This window comes from Streptomyces sp. NPDC001663 (assembly GCF_042893105.1).
Classification (GTDB): Bacteria; Actinomycetota; Actinomycetes; order Streptomycetales; family Streptomycetaceae; genus Streptomyces.
The window spans coordinates 590,821-609,964 of the sequence record NZ_JBIAUR010000002.1 but is presented as its reverse complement, the minus strand read 5'-3'; the positions used below and the strand labels follow the sequence as shown (position 1 = coordinate 609,964).

General features: G+C 71.0%; 16 protein-coding genes. 7 read left to right on the top strand and 9 right to left on the bottom strand.

The window, feature by feature from the left end; genetic code table 11:
* Positions 1 to 37: 37 nt before the first annotated feature.
* A complete protein-coding gene (locus ACFY1L_RS09075) occupies positions 38 to 1,258 on the bottom strand; it encodes a M20 family metallopeptidase (RefSeq protein WP_388821156.1) in 1,221 nt (406 codons plus the stop codon).
* Positions 1,259 to 1,554: 296 nt separating this feature from the next.
* Here ACFY1L_RS09075 and ACFY1L_RS09070 point away from each other — a divergent pair, with 296 nt between their 5' ends.
* On the top strand, positions 1,555 to 1,794 hold the full coding sequence (locus tag ACFY1L_RS09070; protein WP_388820372.1) for a hypothetical protein: 240 nt from the start codon (positions 1,555 to 1,557) through the stop codon (positions 1,792 to 1,794).
* Between the two features lie 11 nt (positions 1,795 to 1,805).
* Positions 1,806 to 2,483, top strand: coding sequence for a class I SAM-dependent DNA methyltransferase (locus ACFY1L_RS09065; RefSeq protein ID WP_388820369.1), 678 nt, complete (start codon positions 1,806 to 1,808; stop codon positions 2,481 to 2,483).
* Here ACFY1L_RS09065 and ACFY1L_RS09060 read toward each other — a convergent pair.
* The 4 genes from ACFY1L_RS09060 to ACFY1L_RS09045 all read right to left on the bottom strand — a co-directional run bounded on the left by ACFY1L_RS09060 (position 2,467) and on the right by ACFY1L_RS09045 (position 7,388).
* Positions 2,467 to 3,552, bottom strand: coding sequence for a hypothetical protein (locus ACFY1L_RS09060; protein WP_388820366.1), 1,086 nt, complete (start codon positions 3,550 to 3,552; stop codon positions 2,467 to 2,469). The two genes, ACFY1L_RS09065 and ACFY1L_RS09060, sit on opposite strands and share 17 nt — an antisense overlap.
* A gap of 40 nt (positions 3,553 to 3,592) precedes the next feature.
* Positions 3,593 to 4,531 carry an N-acetylneuraminate synthase family protein gene (locus ACFY1L_RS09055; RefSeq protein ID WP_361267036.1) on the bottom strand — a complete coding sequence of 313 codons (939 nt, stop codon included), beginning with the start codon at positions 4,529 to 4,531 and terminating at the stop codon, positions 3,593 to 3,595.
* 14 nt (positions 4,532 to 4,545) lie between these two features.
* Positions 4,546 to 5,811 carry a cytidylyltransferase domain-containing protein gene (locus tag ACFY1L_RS09050; protein WP_388820363.1) on the bottom strand — a complete coding sequence of 422 codons (1,266 nt, stop codon included), beginning with the start codon at positions 5,809 to 5,811 and terminating at the stop codon, positions 4,546 to 4,548.
* Positions 5,812 to 6,041: 230 nt separating this feature from the next.
* Positions 6,042 to 7,388 (bottom strand): DUF6716 putative glycosyltransferase, encoded by a 1,347-nt coding sequence (locus ACFY1L_RS09045; RefSeq protein ID WP_388820360.1) that lies wholly within the window; start codon positions 7,386 to 7,388, stop codon positions 6,042 to 6,044.
* Between the two features lie 198 nt (positions 7,389 to 7,586).
* Between ACFY1L_RS09045 and ACFY1L_RS09040 the strand changes: the two genes are divergently transcribed.
* The 5 genes from ACFY1L_RS09040 to ACFY1L_RS09020 all read left to right on the top strand — a co-directional run bounded on the left by ACFY1L_RS09040 (position 7,587) and on the right by ACFY1L_RS09020 (position 12,725).
* Complete coding sequence (locus ACFY1L_RS09040; RefSeq protein WP_388820358.1) at positions 7,587 to 8,573, top strand: glycosyltransferase family 2 protein; 987 nt, start codon at positions 7,587 to 7,589, stop codon at positions 8,571 to 8,573.
* Positions 8,573 to 9,910, top strand: coding sequence for an alpha-2,8-polysialyltransferase family protein (locus tag ACFY1L_RS09035; protein ID WP_388820355.1), 1,338 nt, complete (start codon positions 8,573 to 8,575; stop codon positions 9,908 to 9,910). Before ACFY1L_RS09040 ends, ACFY1L_RS09035 begins: the two co-directional genes overlap by 1 nt.
* A 130-nt stretch (positions 9,911 to 10,040) precedes the next feature.
* Positions 10,041 to 11,063 (top strand): glycosyltransferase family 2 protein, encoded by a 1,023-nt coding sequence (locus ACFY1L_RS09030; RefSeq protein WP_388820352.1) that lies wholly within the window; start codon positions 10,041 to 10,043, stop codon positions 11,061 to 11,063.
* The gene (locus ACFY1L_RS09025; protein ID WP_388820349.1) at positions 11,053 to 11,460 is read left to right on the top strand and encodes a GtrA family protein; all 408 of its coding nucleotides are present in this window, start codon (positions 11,053 to 11,055) and stop codon (positions 11,458 to 11,460) included. The genes ACFY1L_RS09030 and ACFY1L_RS09025 overlap by 11 nt, the downstream gene beginning before the upstream one ends.
* Positions 11,457 to 12,725, top strand: a complete 1,269-nt coding sequence (locus tag ACFY1L_RS09020; protein WP_388820346.1) for an NAD(P)/FAD-dependent oxidoreductase — start codon at positions 11,457 to 11,459, stop codon at positions 12,723 to 12,725. The genes ACFY1L_RS09025 and ACFY1L_RS09020 overlap by 4 nt, the downstream gene beginning before the upstream one ends.
* Positions 12,726 to 12,790: 65 nt before the next feature.
* Here ACFY1L_RS09020 and ACFY1L_RS09015 read toward each other — a convergent pair whose 3' ends face one another.
* The 4 genes from ACFY1L_RS09015 to ACFY1L_RS09000 form a co-directional block, all read right to left on the bottom strand.
* Positions 12,791 to 14,518 (bottom strand): hypothetical protein, encoded by a 1,728-nt coding sequence (locus tag ACFY1L_RS09015; RefSeq protein ID WP_388820344.1) that lies wholly within the window; start codon positions 14,516 to 14,518, stop codon positions 12,791 to 12,793.
* A 2-nt stretch (positions 14,519 to 14,520) separates the two neighbouring features.
* Positions 14,521 to 16,854, bottom strand: a complete 2,334-nt coding sequence (locus ACFY1L_RS09010) for a glycosyltransferase (protein ID WP_388820342.1) — start codon at positions 16,852 to 16,854, stop codon at positions 14,521 to 14,523.
* Positions 16,851 to 18,317 (bottom strand): glycosyltransferase family 29 protein, encoded by a 1,467-nt coding sequence (locus ACFY1L_RS09005; protein WP_388820339.1) that lies wholly within the window; start codon positions 18,315 to 18,317, stop codon positions 16,851 to 16,853. Before ACFY1L_RS09005 ends, ACFY1L_RS09010 begins: the two co-directional genes overlap by 4 nt.
* A 171-nt stretch (positions 18,318 to 18,488) precedes the next feature.
* The gene (locus ACFY1L_RS09000; protein WP_388820337.1) at positions 18,489 to 19,139 is read right to left on the bottom strand and encodes a TetR/AcrR family transcriptional regulator; all 651 of its coding nucleotides are present in this window, start codon (positions 19,137 to 19,139) and stop codon (positions 18,489 to 18,491) included.
* Between the last annotated feature and the right edge of the window lie 5 nt (positions 19,140 to 19,144).

The window sequence follows — 19,144 nt, the reverse complement described above, 5'->3', positions numbered from 1 at the left end:
GCAGCGGCCCCCGAGGGGGCCGCACGTCACGCTCGCGTCACTCGGCCGCGTCCAGCAGCGCCGCCGCCGTGAACAGCTCCACGCCCACCTTGATCGCCGACTCGTCGGCGTCGAAGTCGCCCTGGTGCAGATCGCGCACGGTCCGCTCGCCGGGGGTACGGACGCCGAGGCGGGCCATGGCGCCGGGCACGTGCTCCAGGTACCAGGAGAAGTCCTCGCCGCCGAGGCTCTGCTCGGTGGACTCGATCGACTCCAGGCCGCGGCGCGCGGTCATGGCGTCGCGCAGCAGGTCGGTCACGTCCGGGTCGTTGACGACGGGCGGGACGCCGCGCACGTAGTTGATCTCCGACTTGGCGCCGTGCAGGTTGGCGACCTCGTCGATGGCGGCGACGACGATGTCCGGGGACTGCCGCCAGGTGTCGAGGTCGAGGCAGCGGACGGTCCCGGAGAGCTCGGCGTGCTGCGGGATGACGTTCGGGGCGTGACCGGACTCGATACGGCCCCAGGTCACGGCGAGCCCGGCGCGGGTGTCGACGCGGCGGCCGACGAGCGCGGGCACGTCGATGGCGACGCGGGCGGCGGCGGTGACCAGGTCGGTGGTCAGGTGCGGCCGGGCGGTGTGGCCGCCGGGGCCGTCGAGCGAGACCTCGAGGCGGTCGCAGGCGGAGGTGATGGCGCCCTGCCGCAGGCCGATACGGCCGGCGTCGACCCGGGGGTCGCAGTGCACGGCGAGCATCCGGCCCACCCCCTCCAGCACTCCGCAGTCGATCGCGTCGGCGGCGCCGCCGGGCAGCACCTCCTCGGCCGGCTGGAAGAGGAGCCGCACGGGGCGGGGCAGACGGCCCTGCCTGTGCAGTTCGGCCAGGACGAGGCCGGTGCCCAGGACCACGGTGGTGTGCACGTCGTGGCCGCAGGCGTGGGCGCGGTCGGGGACCGTGGAGCGGTAGGGGCAGTCACTCTTCGTGTCCGGGATGGGCAGGCCGTCGATGTCGGCGCGCAGGCCGAGCATGGGGCGGCCGCCGTCCCACTCCCCGATGTCACAGACGAGGCCGGTGCCGGTGGCGAGCACGCGGGGCCGCAGGCCGGCCCTCTCGAGGCGCTCCTTGATCGCGGCGGTCGTGCGGAACTCCTGGTTGCCGAGCTCCGGATGCATGTGCAAGTCGCGCCGGAACGCCACGAGTTCGGCGAACAGTTCCTCGCCCAGCGTGCCGGGGAGCACTGCTTCCCCGGGAAGATCGACCTCGGACTCCAGTGACATCAGTTGCTTCACCCTCTGAAGGGTAGGACGCCGGGGTGGCCAACTGACCCTCGATCAACAAAAGTTCAACCCCTCAGGGGAAGAAAATCTGGCCGCTCGACGCATGGGTGTGGATTGAGATGGGTAAACCTCTCCTTTCTCTACGCATACCACGCTCCGCACGCTCAAGGCCGGTTCTGTTCACCTGTCGGAACACCTCTGTGCCCCGCCCGGTTCCCGGTCCCGGAATCATCACCACCGCGCGACGATTCCAGCACGCTGCGCACACAGCGGCCGATCGCGGGCACCCTGCCTCCATGGAGGCATGCGGCTGCGGCGAGGAACACATCCCCTGGATGCTGGCGAAATTCGGCCTGCTCGGCACGGCGGGGCTGTTCCTGGGCCTGCTGGTCGCGATGATCCTGACGGGCTGGCTGCTGGTGCTGGCGGTATCGCTGTACCAGCGGTGGCGGCACCCGCCGGTGTCGGTCGAGTTCGAGGAGACTTCGCAGGACTCTCTCGGTGGTTTCACCTGGAGGACGCACGAGCCCGAGTAAGGTGCGGGCGCGTGAGCTCCGAGATACCGGGTGCACCGGGATTCCTGAACGACACACGGGCCGCGTACGACGCGATCGCGCGGCCCTACTCCGAACAGCTCGCCGACTGGCTGAGCGGCAGACCGCTGGACCTGGCCCTGGTCACCGCCTTCGCGGAGCTGGTCCGGCAGGGCGGTACGGCGCCCGTCGCCGACGTCGGGAGCGGTCCCGGGAATGTCACCGCCCGGCTGGACGCGCTCGGCGTGCCGGCGTTCGGGGTGGACGTGTCGCCGCGGATGGTGGCGCTGGCCCGGGAGGCGCATCCGCACCTGCGCTTCCACGTGGGTTCGATGACCTCGCTGGACCTGCCGGACGAGACGCTCGGCGGCGTCCTCGCCCTCTACTCGATCATCCATGTCCCGGACGACCACCTGCCGGCGGCCTTCGCCGAGTTCCACCGTGTCCTGGTCCCCGGCGGCCATGTCCTGCTCGGCTTCCAGAGCGGCGACGAGGAGGACCGGCTGCACCTGTCCGAGCGGTTCGGTCAGGAGATCTCGCTCGACTACTACTGGCGTACGCCGGACAGGGTCGTCGAGCTGCTGGTCAAGGCGGGTCTGCGGCTGCACGCGCGCGTGCTGCGCGAGCCGGACGACGACGAGACGCGGCCGCGGGCGTATCTGCTGGCGCAGAAGGTCAGCCGACCGCGCTGACGGTCTGGAGGCGGGTGACGTCCCGGGCCGTCCCCGTCACCCCCGACAGGAAGCCCTGCGCCCGCGGTGAGGCGTGTTCCGTCAGCCAGGCGGGGTCGATGTCGCAGACGGCGACCTTGACGTCCGTGCCGGCGAGGGCGAGGGGCAGGGTGTGCACGACGGTGGAGGGGAAGCTGAGGATGGTGCGGCCGACCGGGCCGCGGCGGGCGATCAGCTCCAGGGGGAGGTCCGGGCGGACTATCTCCAGGCCCGTCTCGACCGCGAGGCGGTGGAGCTTGTCCGTGCTCTCGCGGCGGTGCGCGAAGTAGCGCGTGGCCCCATGAGCCTTCGCGAGGGTGCGGACGGCCTCCAGGTAGCGGTCGCCGTCCACCACGCCGGTCTCCACCAGCGAGGTGCCCACCATGTCGGCACCCTTGGTGATGCGCGGCGGGCCGAAGCGGGCCCGGGTCCAGGCGAAGGAGTTGGCGGTGACCGTCACTCCGACGAGGGTCTCCTCCATCGGCATGGAGGAGAAGATCTCCACCCTGCGCTTCTCGCTCGGCGTGAGGCGGCGCCGGGCCGAGGACGACACCGGCGCGAAGATCAGGTCCCGCGCGCCCGGGCGGCCGCCCTTGCGGTGCCAGCGCACCAGGCGCTCCCCGCGGGCGAGCTGGGCGACGAACTCCATGGTGGCCGTGCCGTCGTCGACGACGACGAGATCCCGGGCCTTGGTGATCGTCAGCAGGAGCTGTACGTAACGGGAGAACGGATCCCCCATCACGACCCGGCGGGCCCGCCGCAGCAGCGGGGTAAGACCGCCGATGGTGTGGAAGGGGGCGCCCGGACCACCGCGCGCCTCCTCCCAGCGGACCGCATACCCCTCGTCCCGGGCCAGCTCGGCCATCCGGCGCAGCTGGCCGCGGGTCATGGGGTCGTTCGGGGACAGGACGACGACGGTGAGCGCCGCGCCGGGTGCCTCCTCGGCCCCGAGGGCATGGAGGTGCGCCCACTCCAGCACGTTCAGCAGCTGTACCGGGCTCTCGACGAAGGCGAGAGTGTGGGGGCCGGCTGACCCGGCGCGGGGGCTCATCTACGTACGACCGTCCCGTCGTAGAGCGTTGCAGGGTGTCTCAGACCGCGACCGGCTCGCCCGCGGCGGCGGCGATCTCCGCCTCGGCGACGACGCCCGTGACACGGCGCAGCTTCTTCATCGGGCCGAGCTCGGAGTCGTAGACCTTCTTGACGCCGTCGCCGAGGGAGGCCTCGATGGTGCGGATGTCGCGGACCAGGCGCGTGAGGCCCTGGGGCTCGACGGAGGCGGCCTGGTCGGAGCCCCACATCGCGCGGTCGAGGGTGATGTGGCGCTCGACGAAGGTGGCGCCGAGGGCGACCGCCGCGAGGGTGGTCTGCAGGCCGGTCTCGTGGCCGGAGTAGCCGATCGGGACGTTCGGGTACTCGTCCTGCAGGGTGTTGATGACGCGGAGGTTGAGCTCCTCGGCCTTCGCCGGGTACGTCGAAGTGGCGTGGCAGAGCAGGATGTTGTCGCTGCCCAGGACCTCGACCGCGTGGCGGATCTGCTTCGGGGTCGACATGCCGGAGGACAGGATGACCGTGCGGCCGGTGGCGCGCAGGGCGCGCAGCAGCTCGTCGTCCGTGAGGGAGGCGGAGGCGACCTTGTGGGCCGGGACGTCGAACTTCTCCAGGAAGGCGACGGCCTCGGTGTCCCACGGGGAGGCGAACCAGTCGATGTTCTTGGTCTTGGCGTACTCGTCGATCTGGCGGTACTCGTCCTCGCCGAACTCCACACGGTGGCGGTAGTCGATGTAGGTCATCCGGCCCCAGGGGGTGTCGCGCTCGATGTCCCACTGGTCGCGCGGGGTGCAGATCTCCGGGGTGCGCTTCTGGAACTTGACGGCGTCGCAGCCGGCCTCGGCGGCCGCGTCGATCAGCTTGAAGGCGTTCTCGAGCTCGCCGTTGTGGTTGATGCCGATCTCGCCGACGACGTACACGGGCTGGCCCGGGCCGGCGGTCTTCGAACCGAACGTGCGCAGACGGGAGTTGGTGCTCATGGCAGGAACTGTCCTTACTTGGTTAGGGAATCGAGAGAGGGGCCGAGGATCCAGCTGGCGATCTCTCGGATCGCGCCGTCGCCACCGGGGACGGTGGTGACCGCACGTGCGGCGCCGCGTACCACGTCGTGGGCGCTCGCGACCGCCACGGGCCAGCCCACGAGGGCGAAGCACGGGAGGTCGTTGACGTCGTTGCCGACGTAGAGCACGCGCTCGGGCGCGATGCCCTGCTCCTCGCACCACTGCTTCAGTGCGAGGTCCTTGCGGTCGATGCCGTGCAGCACGGGAATCTGCAGCTTCCGTGCGCGGGCGGCGACGACCGGGTTCTGCTCCGTGGAGAGGATCAGCATCTTCAGGCTGCTCTTGCGCAGCGCCGCGATGCCGAGGCCGTCTCCGCGGTGCACGGAGACGAACTCCTTTCCATCGGCGTCGATCAGCACCCGGTCATCGGTCTGGGTGCCGTCGAAGTCCAGTACGACCGCGTCGATGTCCTCGGCGGTCGGCAGCGAACCGGGGCGGTCCGCGTCGAAGAGGGGCGCGAGGGCGCGGGCCCGCGCGAGGTCGTGCGGGTCGTCGATCTCCAGCACGCGGGCGGGGTCCGTGCGGATGAGTTCCGTACGGCCGAAGAAGCGGTGCTGGTGCTTGCGGAAGCCCTCGGCGGCCATGGCGTAGGCGGCGCCGGTCTCCAGGAGGTCCTGGGGGCGGTCCTGGCGGCGCGGGCGGTAGGACTTGTCGTGGTTGACGCCGTAGCCGCCGCCGGTGGCCGCGTCGGCCTCCGAGACGGTGCCGGGGGCGATCTCGTCCTCGGCGTCGCGCCAGATGAAGCCGTGGAAGGGGGCCACGGTCACCGCGGTGTCGGCGCCGTTCTCGACGACCGCGCCGGCCACCCCGTCGATGTCCTCGCGGATGATGAACGGGCTGGTGCACTGCACGAGCAGCACCACGTCGACGGCCGCGCCGTGCAGCGCCTCGTGGGCGTCCATGGCGTGCAGGACGGCGGCCTCGGAGGTGGCGGTGTCGCCGGCGATGGCGGCGGGGCGCAGCACGACCTCGGCGCCGGCCTCGCGCGCCGCCGCCGCGATGGCCTGATCGTCGGTGGAGACCACGACGTCGGTCACCAGGCGGGTGGCGAGGCACTCGCGCACCGCCCGGGACACCAGCGGCACACCGCCGACGGGGGCGAGGTTCTTCGCGGGCACGCCCTTGGAGCCGCCGCGTGCGGGGATCACCGCGAGCACCCGGCGCACCGAAGCGCCTTGGCCCGCTTGCGGGTTGGACATGGGCTCTACTCCTTGGGCTCCTTGCGGAGGAATCAGGGCGGGCACGGCTCGCGCCTCTGTCGGGTCGGCGGCGGCCGCGGCTCGTGCGACGCCGGTCGGGTCTGCGGCGGGCACGGCTTGCGCCTGCGTACCGGTCGGCCGGATCGCACCCGCCTTCGCGGCGGACACGGCTCGCGCGACCGCCGCTTCCGCGGCGCCCGCGGCCTGCACGCCGGTCGTCCGGTCGGCGCTCACAGCTCCCCCATCCGCCGGATGACGGGCGCCACGCGCTGCACCCCGTGCCGGTAGGCACCCCGTGCCGCCCGGCGCACGATCTGCCGGACCGGGCCCGGCTCCTTGTCGGCGGCGGGCGCTCCCGGCAGCGGGCTGCCGTCGGGGCCGAGGTGGTGGCGGGCGAGGATGCCGGGCAGATAGCCGGGCGCGGTCGCCGGTGTGTAGTACGGGGTCAGCGGGGACAGCTCGGGCGCGGCCAGCAGCTTGGCGATGCGCTCCCGGGCCGCGTCGAAGGCCGTCTCGTAGGAGCCTCCCCCAGCCGCGACGCCCTGCCGGGCCACCCACTCCTCGTCCGGCGTCGGCCGGTGGCCGGCGTCCAGCTGGTCCCAGGAGGCGAGGCACCCGGAGCCGACGAAGTGGTGGTTGCCCAGCACCTCGCGCACACCGAGGTCGGTCAGGACGACCGTCGGGATACGGCGGTGCAGGGACTCCAGCGCCGCCGTCGAGCTGATGGTGACCAGCAGGTCGGTGCGGTCGAGGACCTCGCCCATGTTCCCGTACACCAGGCGGAAGTTGGCCGGCGGGTCGAGCCGCTGGACCAGCTTCTGGTAGGGCTGCTCCTCGATGTGCGTGGTGTGCTCGCCCGGCTTGGAGCGCAGCTTCAGCAGCACCTCGCGCTCGGGGTGCTTCCGGGCGTGCTGGACCAGGCGGTTCAGCAGGTACGTACGGTCCTTGCGGCTGTCCGGCACGGACGGCTGGACGGCGAACACCACGGTGTACGGGTCGTGTTCGCCTTCGTAGGCCGCGCCGCCGAGGAACGGGAGTGCCACCTCCGTCACCGACGAGGCGTCGGCGCCCACGCCCTCGTACACCGCGCGGAAACGCTCGGCGTCCTGGCGGGAGTTGGCGAGGACGAGGTCCGCGCCGTGCCGCAGCAGTAGGCCGTCGGCGAGCTTCTCGTAGACGACGCCGACGTAGCCGGTGACCACGACGGGGCGCCGGGAGCGGCCCTCCCAGACGCGCTTCAGGCCGTGCAGCATCGCCTGGACGCCGCCGCCGACGAGGGCGAGCACGACGACGTCGTACTCCTCCTCCGCCATGGCGCGCAGGAACTCGACGGAGGTGACCTCCCGGAGGGAGTCGGCGCGCACACCGACCTCCGCGAGCTGACGGGCGGTCGGCGTCGCCCGCCCGCGCAGCAGGAATCCGCTCAGCTCGAGGCCGACTTGCGCGTCCTCGCGGGGTGCGGCTTCCATGGACGGGCCCGGGGCGACACGAGCCGCGGTCAACGCACCCCATTTCCAGCGGGTGTCGGAGTCCGCGAGTACGGCGATTCGCGTGGGCTTCGTTGTACTTGGTGGCACGACGAAGACGCTAGGAAGCAATTCCGAGGAGCGGCCCAACCGCACCTCAACAAAAAGTTAACAACACCTCGCCGAGAGCCGAACTGGGCCGCCAATTCTCAGGAAGTACAGGGGATGCACCGATCCGACACATTGAGTTCACCCCCTGTACGGACACCGGAAAGTTACGCCGCCGGACGGCCTCCTAGGCTTCCGTGTGTGCCAAAGCTTTCCGTGATCGTGCCGTTCTACAACGTGCAGCAATACGCCCCCGACACCCTCAGAAGCCTTCGATTGAACGCGCAACGGGATTTCGAGTTCGTACTGGTCGACGACCATTCGAAGGACGAAACTCCGGCCATTCTCGAACGCGCGGCCGACGAGCTTTCCGATGTCGCGCAGGTGCGTTACATCCGCCATGAGAAGAACGGGGGACTCGCCACCGCGCGCAACACCGGCCTGGACGCCGCGCAGGGCGAGTACCTCACCTTCCTGGACGGCGACGACTGGCTGGCCCCCGGCTACTTCGCCGAACTGGTGGGCGCCATCGAGGGGTTGGGCTGCGACTTCGTGCGGACCGACCATGTGCAGGCGACCGCCCGCGCGCGCAGTGTGCACCGGGTGCCGATCGGGCGCCGCTGGGAGGCCTTCAACCCGCGCGAGGCGATCCTGCCGGCCGACCGTTCGACCTCCGTGGACTACGCGTACGCGTGGGCCGGCGCCTACCACCGCCGCCTCCTCGACAAGGGCCTGCTGCACTTCACCGACGGGCTGCGCACGGCCGAGGACCGGCCGTGGATCTGGCGGCTGCACCGCGAGGCGGAGTCGTTCGCCGTGGTGAGCCTGCTCGGCGTCTTCTACCGGCGCGGGGTCGCCTCCTCACTGACGCAGATCGGCGACGTCCGCCAGCTCGACTTCATCCGCGCCTTCGACCAGGTGATCGAGGAGACGCGGAAGGACCCGGACGCCGACCAGCTGCTGCCGAAGGCGGTGCGCACGTACTGCGCGATCATCGCCCACCACGTCTCGGACGAGGACAAGTGGGAGCCGTCCGTGTACAAGCAGCTGCGGGCGAGGGCCGCGGCCGCCATCCAGCGCCTGCCGCAGGACATGCTCGGCGACGTGCTGGAGACCATGGACATGCACCGCTCCTCCAAGCTCCGGCGGCTGCGGCGCCGGGTGACCACAGCGAAGGCGGCCGCCTGATGTCCCGTACGACCCGTATCTTCTGCGTCTCGACGCTGTACGGCGCCGCGACCCTGGCCGCCGCGATCGACTCCGACTCCTTCACGGAGCGGGACGAGGACCGCCGGCTGCTGCTGGTGTTCAACAACTCCGCGACACCGGAGACCACGCCGCCGGTCGACGAGATGCCCGGCTTCGAGCCGCTGCGCGACCACTTCGACGCCGTGCTGTCCTGGAACGAGGCCATCCGCCCCTTCCATCCGGGCGCCTGGACCCCGCGCCAGGACGACATCCCCCTCTTCGAGCGCTATCTGCGGCTGCTGTGGGACCTGGGCGACGACCGGGTGGAGCTGGTCCTGGAGTCCATCCAGGTCACCCCGGCGCTCACCGTGGCCCAGCTGTTCACCGACGCTCCCGTCGACGTGTACGCCGACGGTCTGATGAGCTACGGCCCGACCCGCAACAAGATCGACCCGCTGGTCGGCACGCGTGTGCGGCGGCTGCTCCACCTGGACCTGGTGCCGGGGCTCACGCCGCGGCTGCTGACCGAGTTCGAGGTGCCGGCGCAGATACTGCCGACGGAGGCCTTCCTGAAGGTGCTGGGCGAACTCACCGCCTCCCTCCCGGAGTTGCCGGTACTGCCGGAGAACTCGGCACTGCTGCTCGGTCAGTACCTCTCCGCGCTGAACATCCTCTCCCCCGAGGAGGAGGAGGACCTGCATGTGCGGATGATGCGCGGGGCGGTCGAGCGCGGCCACCGCGCCATCGTCTTCAAGCCGCACCCCACCGCACCGGCCCGCTACAGCCGCGCCCTGGAGAAGGAGGCCGACAAGCTGGGCGTCGACCTCACCGTCCTCGACGTGCCGGTGCTCGCCGAGGTGCTGTTCGAGAAGTCCCCGCCCGGCCTGGTCGTCGGCTGCTTCTCCACGGCGCTGTTCACGGCGTCCGCGTTCTACGGCCTCCCGGTCGCCCGAATCGGCACCGAGCCGCTCCTGGACCGGCTCACGCCGTACCAGAACAGCAACCGGGTCCCGGCCGTCCTCGCCGACGCGCTGGTCCCCGACCTGGAGGGCAGGAAGGGCGAGGCCGTCGTCGCCGCGGACACGCTGGACGGCCTGCTCGACGCGCTCAGCTTCACCATGCAGCCGCAGATCTACCCGAGTCTGCGCCGGGCGGCGGAGCGCCACCTCTCCCAGCACCTCGGCCCGCGCACCAAGCGGTACTTCAAGCGCAAGCGCCTCACCGCCCTCGGCCTCCCGGGCGGTATCCCGGAACGCCTGGCGTTCCTCCCGCGCAACTCCACGGCCCGCCGGGTGGTACGCCGGGCGAGGGCGTTGAAGAAGGCCGTCACGAAGTGAAGCGCAACGGGGAAGACCTCCTTCCGACGCGGGTTGTTGGGGTGGGGTTCACAGAGCCTCCATAGCTTCCCCGAATGGCGCAAACAGCACTCTTCGTCTCCAGACCCTCCGGCGTCCCGGGCGGGCCGAGATGACCCAGCAGGACATACGTCCGCCCGCCCAGGCCCCGGTCGTGCTCGCGGCGGTGGAGCCGGATCCGGAGCCGACCGGGCGGGCGCTCGTCTCGTACGTCCTGCCCGTCTTCAACGAGCAGGACGGCATCGCCGCGTTCCACGGCGAGCTCACCGCCGCGCTCGACGCCCGCCCGGAGCTCGACTTCGAGCTGGTCTACGTCAACGACGGTTCCACGGACGGGTCGTTGGCTCTGCTCAAGGGGTTCGCGCAGCGGGACCCCCGGGTCCGGGTGGTCGACTTCGCCCGCAACTTCGGGCACCAGCTCGCCATCACCGCCGGGCTCGACCTGGCCGCGGGCGACGCGGTGATCGTCATGGACACCGACCTCCAGGATCCGCCTAAGGTCAGCCTCGAGCTGGTCGACGCCTGGCTCGAGGGCGCGGAGATCGTGCACGCCCGCCGCCGCAGCCGCCAGGACACCGCGTTCAAGCGGGCCACCGCGCACCTGTACTACCGCCTCCTGCGCGCCTCCACCGAGGTCGACATCCCGCTGGACACCGGTGACTTCAGGCTGCTGGACCGCAAGGTCGCCGACGAGCTGCGCAGGTACCGGGAGCGGAGCCGGTTCGTGCGCGGGATCGTCGCCTCGATGGGGTACGCCCAGGCCGAGGTGGCCTTCGACCGGGACGAGCGGTTCGCGGGCGAGACGAAGTACCCGCTGCGCAAGATGGCCCGGCTGGCCGTGGACGGGATGACCAGCTTCTCCACCGCCCCGCTGAAGATGATCACCCGGCTGGGTTTCGTGGTGCTCGCGCTGTCGCTGCTCGGCATCCTCTACGCGCTCGGCATGAAGTTCTTCCGCCCCGACATCACCGTCTCCGGCTGGACGATGCTGATGTGCGTCGTGCTGTTCCTCGGCGGCACCCAGATGCTCTCGCTCGGGGTCATCGGCACCTACATAGGGCGCATCTACAGCGAGGCGCAGGGCCGTCCGCTGTACCTGGTGCGCGAGGTGATCGGCGGCGACGGTGACCGCTGAGACCACGACGACCACCGTGGCTCCCCGCATATCGCGCCAGCTGATCAGCTACACCCTGGTCGGCGGCAGCGGAGTCGCCCTCGACCTGCTCGTCTTCCTGCTGCTGCACAACGTCGCCGGGATGAACGAGCAGTTCGCCAACGCGATCAGCACCACCCTCGGCATCGCCAACAACTTCGCGCTGAACGCCCGGTTCACCTTCGAGCGCCGGGACCGGCTCGTCGTCCGCTTCCTGCGCTTCTACGCCGTCGGCCTGACCGGCATCGCGCTGACGAACCTGCTCTTCCTCGCCTTCACCGACGGACTCGGAGTCGACGCCAACCTGGTCAAGGCGGGTTCGCTGCCGCTGGTTCTGGCGCTGCAGTTCGTGCTCAACAGAAAGTGGAGCTTCGCATGAACCTCGGCATCATCGGCGCGGGTGCCACGGGCCTGACCGCCGCCTGGGACGCCGTACGCGCCGGCCACCAGGTCACCGTCCTGGAGGCGGCCGACGAACTCGGGGGCCTCGCCGCCTCGTTGGAGGTGGGGGGCGTCCCGCTGGAGCGCTACTACCACCACATCTTCCGGAGTGACAGGGCCATGATCGCCCTGATCGAGGAGCTGGGGCTGGGGGACGCCCTGCGCTTCCACAGGCCGACGACCGGCATCTACCGGGGCGGCAGGCTGACCGACTTCACCACGCCCCTCGACATGCTCCGCTTCCCGGAGTTCTCCCCCGTCGACGCCGTACGCTTCGCCGGTTCGTCGGCGGTGCTGAAGGCGGTGCGGGGCGGGGAGCGGTTCAACGACCTCACCGCCCTTGCCTGGTTGCGCCGCTGGGCCGGCCGGAAGGTCACGGCGGCCATCTGGGAGCCCCTTCTCCGCGGCAAGTTCGGCGACCGGGCCGAGCAGGTGTCGATGGCCTGGCTGTGGGCCCGTATCCACTGCCGTACCTTCGAACTCGGCTATGTGGACGGCGGGTTCGAGCGGGTCTACGCGGCGCTGCGGGACGGCGTCGAGGAGCGCGGCGGCAAGGTGGAGTTCGGCAAGGCGGTCGAGTCGATACGGCAGGACGGCGACGACGCGCCCGCGGTGGTGCGGTGCGCGGACGGCTCGTCGTACGACTTCGAGCGGCTGATCGTCACGACCCCGCAGCCCGCGTTCGCGAAGGCCGCCGGGCTGCCCGCCGACGACACGGTGTGGAAGAACCAGTACCTGGGCGCCACCTGCTTCGTGCTGGAGCTGGACCGCAGTGCGATCCCGTACTACTGGCTCAACATCAACGAGCCGGACTTCCCGTTCCTCGCGGTGGTCGAGCACACGCGCATGATCGACCCGTCGGTCTACGGCGGCCGGCACATCCTCTACGTCGGCAACTACGTCGAGCGCGACGACTGGCGGTTCACGACCGAACCGGGCGAGCTGCTGACCCGCTTCCTGCCGTATCTGCGGCGCGTCAACCCGGACTTCGACGCCTCCTGGGTCCAGGACTGGCACTTCTCGAAGGCGCCCTTCGCGCAGCCGGTGGTGACACCCGCGTACCGCGCCCTGATCCCGGCCCACGAGACACCGATGAGCCGGGTCACGCTGGCGACGATGGCCCAGATCTACCCGCAGGACCGGGGCCAGAGCTACTCGGTGGAGCTGGCCCGCGAGGTGACTGCGTCGCTGGGACTGCGCTGAGCGCTCCGCCGGCCCCGACTGGCTGCCCGCGCCCCTTGAGGGCGCTGCCGGGCCGGGGACAGCGGTCAGTCGTGCGCCCGTGCGTCGTCGCTCTTGCGCACGCAGAGGACCATTCTGGTCCCGGCGTCGCCGGGCGGGCAGTCGTAGACGGCCCGGATGCGGCGCCACAGCTCCGGGTCGACCTTGCCGGGCTTGAACCAGGGGCGCTCCAGCACCGCGTACGGGGCGGGGCCGTGGTCGACGCAGTCGGCGTTCTCCTTGAAGGACTTCAGCCGGGCGACGTCCGGGAGGAAGCGGCTGCGCTGCAGGAACGTGGCGATCGGGTAGCGGCAGCGGGCCGGGTGGTCGACGTAGTAGGTGGTGTCGCCGAAGGCGAGGTAGAGGACGGGAGCGTCGGCCGGCATCTCGGCCCGGATCCGGTCGGCCTCCCGCTCGATGCCCCGCATCTCGTCCAGGTACTGGGCGCTGGTCACGGTGACCCTGCCGTCGAACACCAGATGCGGGGAGCCGGGCCAGACGGACGCGGCCAGGCACACCACGCCGGTGAGGGCGACCAGGACGGCGGATCCGGCGGAGGCCTTGGAACGGCGTCGTTCCAACAGGGCGTCCAGGAGGGCCGCGAGCAGGGCGACCAGAGCGAACACCCAGACCACGTACGGTCGTTGGTCCTGCTCCGGCGCCTTCGCGTACAGCACGGGCAGCACGCCGTACGCCAGTGACACGGCCCCGAACGTCCACGGCGGGGACCGGCGCGCGCCGCCCACCGCCAGGCCCCAGGCCGCTGCGGCGAGCACCGGCAGCTGGGCCGCGTGGTAGAGGAACCAGTTGCCCTGCACGACCACGACCGCCAGGGCGGCTGTGCCGATGGTGAGGGCGACGAGGAGCAGTTCGGCCCGCCGCCGCCATCCGCGCACCCGGGCCAGGACCAGAAGCAGCGCCCCGGGCAGGAGCAGCAGCACCGGGCCGGCCACGGCCCGGTCCGCCAGGAACTCCACGGACCGGGTGAGGATGAACTGCGGGCGGATGCCGGTACGGCTGAGCGCCGACTGGTTGATCAGCGGCATGTCGTGCGTCCACTGCAGCTCATGGGAACCGCCGAGCACGCTCAGACCGAACAGGGCCGCCGCTGCCGGTGCCGCGACCAGGGCGACCCGTACGGCGCGGCCCCGGTCGACGACGTACACGAGGAGGATGCCGATGGCGGCCGTGGCGGCGGTGGAGTACTTCATCATCACCGCGAGGCCGAGCGGGAGCGCGGCGAGCAGGGCCGCCCGCCACGGCTGCTTCGGGCCGATCGCGGCGGCGACGCCGAACACCGTCAGCACGACCGCCGCCCACTCCGGCTGGAGGAAGTCGTTGCGCGGGGCGAGCGCCAGGGCCAGTCCCGTGGTGCCTGCCGTGAGGGCCGCCTCCCGTCCGCCGACCCGGCGGCGCAGGGCGGCGAACAGGGCGGCGGCGGCCGCCGCGGCGAGCAGCACACCGGCCGCTGCGATCAGGGCCTCGCGCACCGACGTCGTAGCGGCGAAGGAGGTGCCACGGTCGAGGAGGGCGATGAACCACCGGTAGAAGAACGGGCGGTGGGTGAAGACCTCCGACGGTCCGAAGCCGGCCGCGCGGCCCGTGCGCAGGGCGGCGAGGACGTAGTGGAGGTCGCCGGTGAGCCGCCGGGTGAGCACGGTGTACACCACGGCCGCCGTGGCCGGCAGGGCGACCGCCGCCCACCACAGGGGTGAGCGGCGGCCGCTGCGCGCAGGCCGTACGGCGGTGTCGTCGTCGGCCAGGGCCGTCGCCATGGTCAGCCGCCCAGGACGATCCGCAGATCGGCGGCGTTCGCCTCGGTGACCTTCCACAGCTCCTGCTGGCGGCCGTGCACGTCGGCCACGGTCTTCGCGTGGTCGGCGAGGAGGTCCTTGGAGCGCTCCACCAGGCGGGCGGCGAGATGGCGTTCGTGGACGGAGACGCCCCACTCGGGGCGCTCGATGTCCCGCAGGAAGTACGCCATCTTCGGGTGCGAGATCAGACTGATGATGGGCGTGCCGCAGCCGAACGGGATCATGCCCGCGTGACCGCGCATGCCGATCACCAGCTTGGTGCGGGCGTACAGGTCGCGGATCTCGTCGTTCTCGAAGTCGTACATCGGGATGACCGGCATCGAGATGCCGTGCTCGCGCCGCAGGTCGAAGGCGATCCGCTCGTCGTCGAGCGAGTGCGCCGCGCACCGCACCTCGGCGAGCTCACCCAACTCCCGTACGGCCTTGGCCATTTGGGCGAGGAAGTAGTCGTAGTCGTGGCCGAAGCGCAGGCCCGCGCGGTCGTAGGCGGCGTTGATCAGGATGGTGTCCTCGCGGCTCGCCGGATCCTGCCAGCCCTCGACCAGCTGGCGGGTGACCGTCGTGGGACACGGCTGGAAGCGGACCTTGTCGTGCAGGTGGGCCGGGAGCATGGCGCGCACCTTGTCGATCGAGCCGTGGTTGCGCAGCCCGAAGAAGCTTGCGCGCTCGACGAGTTGGCGCAGCGAGGAGCGGAAGCGGCCCGCCCGGTAGGACTGGCCGTCGAAGGCGTTGAAGCCCACCGCGTAGACCGCGATCGGCACGTCGATGCGGTTCAGGAGCTCGTCCGGGACGTTCCACTGCCAGGCGCTGTTGCCGTTCGGCATGGTGTCCGGGATGAACAGGCCGCCGCCGCCGATGACCAGGCCGCGGCGGGCGTTGACCCGCTCCAGGGCCGCCTGGTCGAAGAGACGGTGGGCGTGCACGGAGTGCCAGCGGCGGGAGGTGGTGTCCTTGCCGAAGGCGAGCCGGACGCTCTCCGGGAGCAGCTTGTCGCCCGCGTTGCCCTGCCGGTCCATGTAGAAGGCGACGTGGGCGAGTTGGTCCTCGGGGGCGCCCTGCTCCTGGGCGGGGAGGGCGGCGGCGCGCTGCGCCCACAGGCGGCTGGGGCGGTGGGTGGGGTCGACGGAGATGCCGGCCGTGGCGTGCTTGAGGGCCTGGGCGTTGTCGCCGTGCACCCAGGAGATCTGGGCGAGCCGGGCGTAGGCGGTGGCGGCCCGGTTGGGGGCGGCGGTGGCCAGCAGCAGCTGGGCCTTGGCCTCCTCGTACCGGGAGACGCTCATCAGGGCGTGGCCCAGGACCTCGTGCGGCCACGCCTCGTCGAGCGGGATGTGCACGCTGCTGAGGATGTCGACGGCGTTCTGGTAGTCGCCGGACGCGATGTGCGCGGCGGCGACCTTGCGGGCGACCTCGGCGTCCTGGGTGCGGGCGACGTGCGGGGTGCCGTAGTGGACGAGCAGGTCGTGGTGGAGGGCGGCCTGCTTCTCCAGGTAGGCGGCGTGGAACTCGGCGTCCGTCAGCTCGAATTCACGCCAGCGCTCCTCCGCCAGGCTGTAGCCGGCCTCGCCGCCCTGCCACGGCTTGTGACGGCCGGTGAAGTGCAGGATCGCGGTGTCGTCGGGGACGGGCAGATCGCCGGACAGCCGCCGCTTGACGAAGTTGTAGCGCGCGTCGAGGCGCACGAAGTCGCCGTCCAGGACGGAGTTGAGGATGCCCTGGTCGTGCTTGTCGAGCTCGTAGTGGCCGGAGCGGCCGCACTTGTCGAGCTTCGCGCAGAACACGTCGCTCAGGTATTCGCGCTGGATGACCAGCAGCCCCGAGTTGAGCTTGTGCTGCCCGTAGAAGAACTGCGGGACGGCCGCCAACCCCTCGCGCAGCTGCAGCAGTTCACTCAGGTCGCCCAGCACCACCATGTCGGTGTCGAGGGTGATGACGGTGTCGTACTCGCGGATCCTGAAGACGTCGAGGATGAAGTACGCCTTGCGGACCAGGTAGTTGTCCTGGTCGCCCTTCTTGTACGAGTCGTAGCGGTCGGCGTCGACGCGCTTCAGCACGATCCGCGGGTGCAGGGCGCGGATCTGCGCGATCGAGCCGGGGCGCAGGTCGTCGTAGAGGACGACGAAGTCCTCGCACACCTCCGGGTTGGACAGGGCGAGGCTGCGCAGCAGGACGAGGAAGCCCGGCAGGTAGTTCTCGTCGACGAAGCTCGCGAAGGCGATGCGGCGCTTGCCGGTGAGCGCGGACGCGTCGGTCACCGGGGCCAGGGGGGCGGCGGCCGAGGTCGGGGAGATCGTGATCATCGCAGGGATATCCTCATGTCGGTCACGCGCTGGGCCCGCTGCATGACCCAGTCCTTCTCGCTGGTGTATTCGTGCACGGACGTGATGGCCAGCTTCATCGCCTCCGGCACGCGATAGGCGCCGCTCTCGTAGAAGTCGAAGCCGATCAGGTCGAGGGTCGGGCTGACGTCCAGGAAGTCCAGCAGCCACAGCATGTTGAAGCCGGTCGTCGGGATGCCCGACCACACGTCGCTGCCGACCTTGCCGATGTTGCGCACGGGCCAGCGCAGCGACTCGTCGCCGAGACAGGTCTGCGCGCCGGGCACCAGGCGGTTGCGCAGCGAGTGCCTCCAGTCGCCGGACACACCGCCGAAGACCAGCCGGGTGTCGACCTGCTTCTCCCAGTTGAAGCCGTGCTTGTGGATCGTGGCGTGGATGTCGGTACGGCTGCCGGTGTGCTTCGGGTCGATCCGGTACGAGTTGAAGCGGACCACGAGGTCGTACGAGTCGATCTCGGCGCCCAGCGAACTGGCCCCCACCCGGCCGGAGTTGGCGATCAGGCAGATCGACCTGCCGGCGATGCGGTTGCGGAACTCGCCGAGGCTGATCCACTGCACACCGCCGATCGTCGGGTCGGCGACCGGACCACGCATCCGGGCGCGGCGCTGCTCGGCGTAGAGGGCGAGGGCCGCGGTGAGCGCGGGCAGGTCGCCGCCGGGGGCGGCGGTGCGCAGGTCCAGGTACTGGCTGAGCAGCTCCTGCCGGTCGGTGACCGGGGCGTCCTCGGCGGCGAGCGCGAGGAGCGCTCCCACGAGGCGCGGCTCGGCCTCCGCCCAGTCGCCGACGGCGTGCGCGGCCAGGCCCTCGGCCCACACGTCGGTGGCGGGGCGGGGGGCGAACTCCTCGGCGCGCGGGGCCTGCCGGACCAGCAGGTCCAGCAGCTCGCGCTCCTTCTCGGCCGCGATGCGCAGCCCTGCGATCCGGGCGCGGACGCCGAAGCCGTCGTCCTGGGTGAGCTCGAGGTACTTCTCGTACGCCGCCAGTGCCTCGGCCTCGTCGCCGACGGCCTCCAGGAGGCGGGCGCGCAGCCGCCAGCCGGCGCGGGAGTTCTTCCGCTGGGCGAGGACGGTGTCGCTGATGACCAGGGCGAGGTTCAGCTCGTCGTCGTAGCCGCACTCCAGCGCCTTGTTGGCGACGGCGAGCAGGGCGTCGAGCAGCTCGGGGGCGATCGGCGAGGCGGGGGTCGCGGCACCCTTGACGGCGCGCTTGAGCAGGGCGGTGGCGCCGGCGGCCGGGGCGGGCGCGGGGGCCGTGGTGGCGGTCGTGCCCCACACCACGAGCAGCCTGCGCAGCTGTTCGGCGAGTTCCACGCGACGACGGTCGATGCTGCCGACGAGTTTGCCGCTGTGGGCGGCGCAGGCGCGCAGGCAGTCGTCCAACTCCCCTCCGCGTGCGCGTCCCCGTCTGTTCTGGACCCTCGTCATGGCGCTCCTGGATACTTGCCGGTTGTTTACCGAGCTGGTGCTGCGAGTGGTTGCGGATGACCGAGTCGTGTGACGGGTTTACCGCGGCGTGGGGGGATGCTGGGGAAAATTAGGTAGCGAAAACGACATCCAGGTGAACCGCTCGGTACCTAAGAGCGAATCGTTGGCTCGTCAACCAAGCCTTGTCCACGATTCGACGCCCGCGACGATCAGCGCCAGCCCCTCCTCGAAGTGCCGGTCGTAGTCCTCGAAGATCTCCGCGCCGGCCGCCGCCGCGAGGGGGAACTCGGCCAGCAGTCGGGCGCGTTCCTGCACGTCGTAGCCCTCCCGGCGCTCGCCGGGGAGGGGCTTGACGCCCTGCTCCTCGATGACGAAACCGATGGTGTACGAGTACGCCGTCGAGTTCGCGCGGACCGTCTGGGCGAGGGTGAAACCGGAAGCTGTGAACAGGCGCAGATTCGACTCCATCTCGCGCGCATGGTCGGTGCCGGTGAAGCGCGAGCCGCTGTAGACCCGGGCGCCGTCCCGGTAGGAGAGCAGGGCCGCGCGCAGTCCGCGGTTGGCCTTCAGCATGCGTTCCTGCCAGCTGTCGGCGGGATCGAGGGCGGCACTGGCGACCATCCGGCGGTACATCTCCGTCGCCATCTCGTCCAGCAGCGCCTGTTTGTCCTTGAAGTGCCAGTACAGGGCGGGTGCCTTGACGTCCAGCTCCTTGGCGATGGCCCGCAGCGTGAGCCCTTCCAGGCCCACCTCGTTCAGGAGCTTCAGGGCGGTGTCCGCCACCCGCTTGCGGTCGAGGGGCGCGCGTCGTTCCGTACTCACGCTTG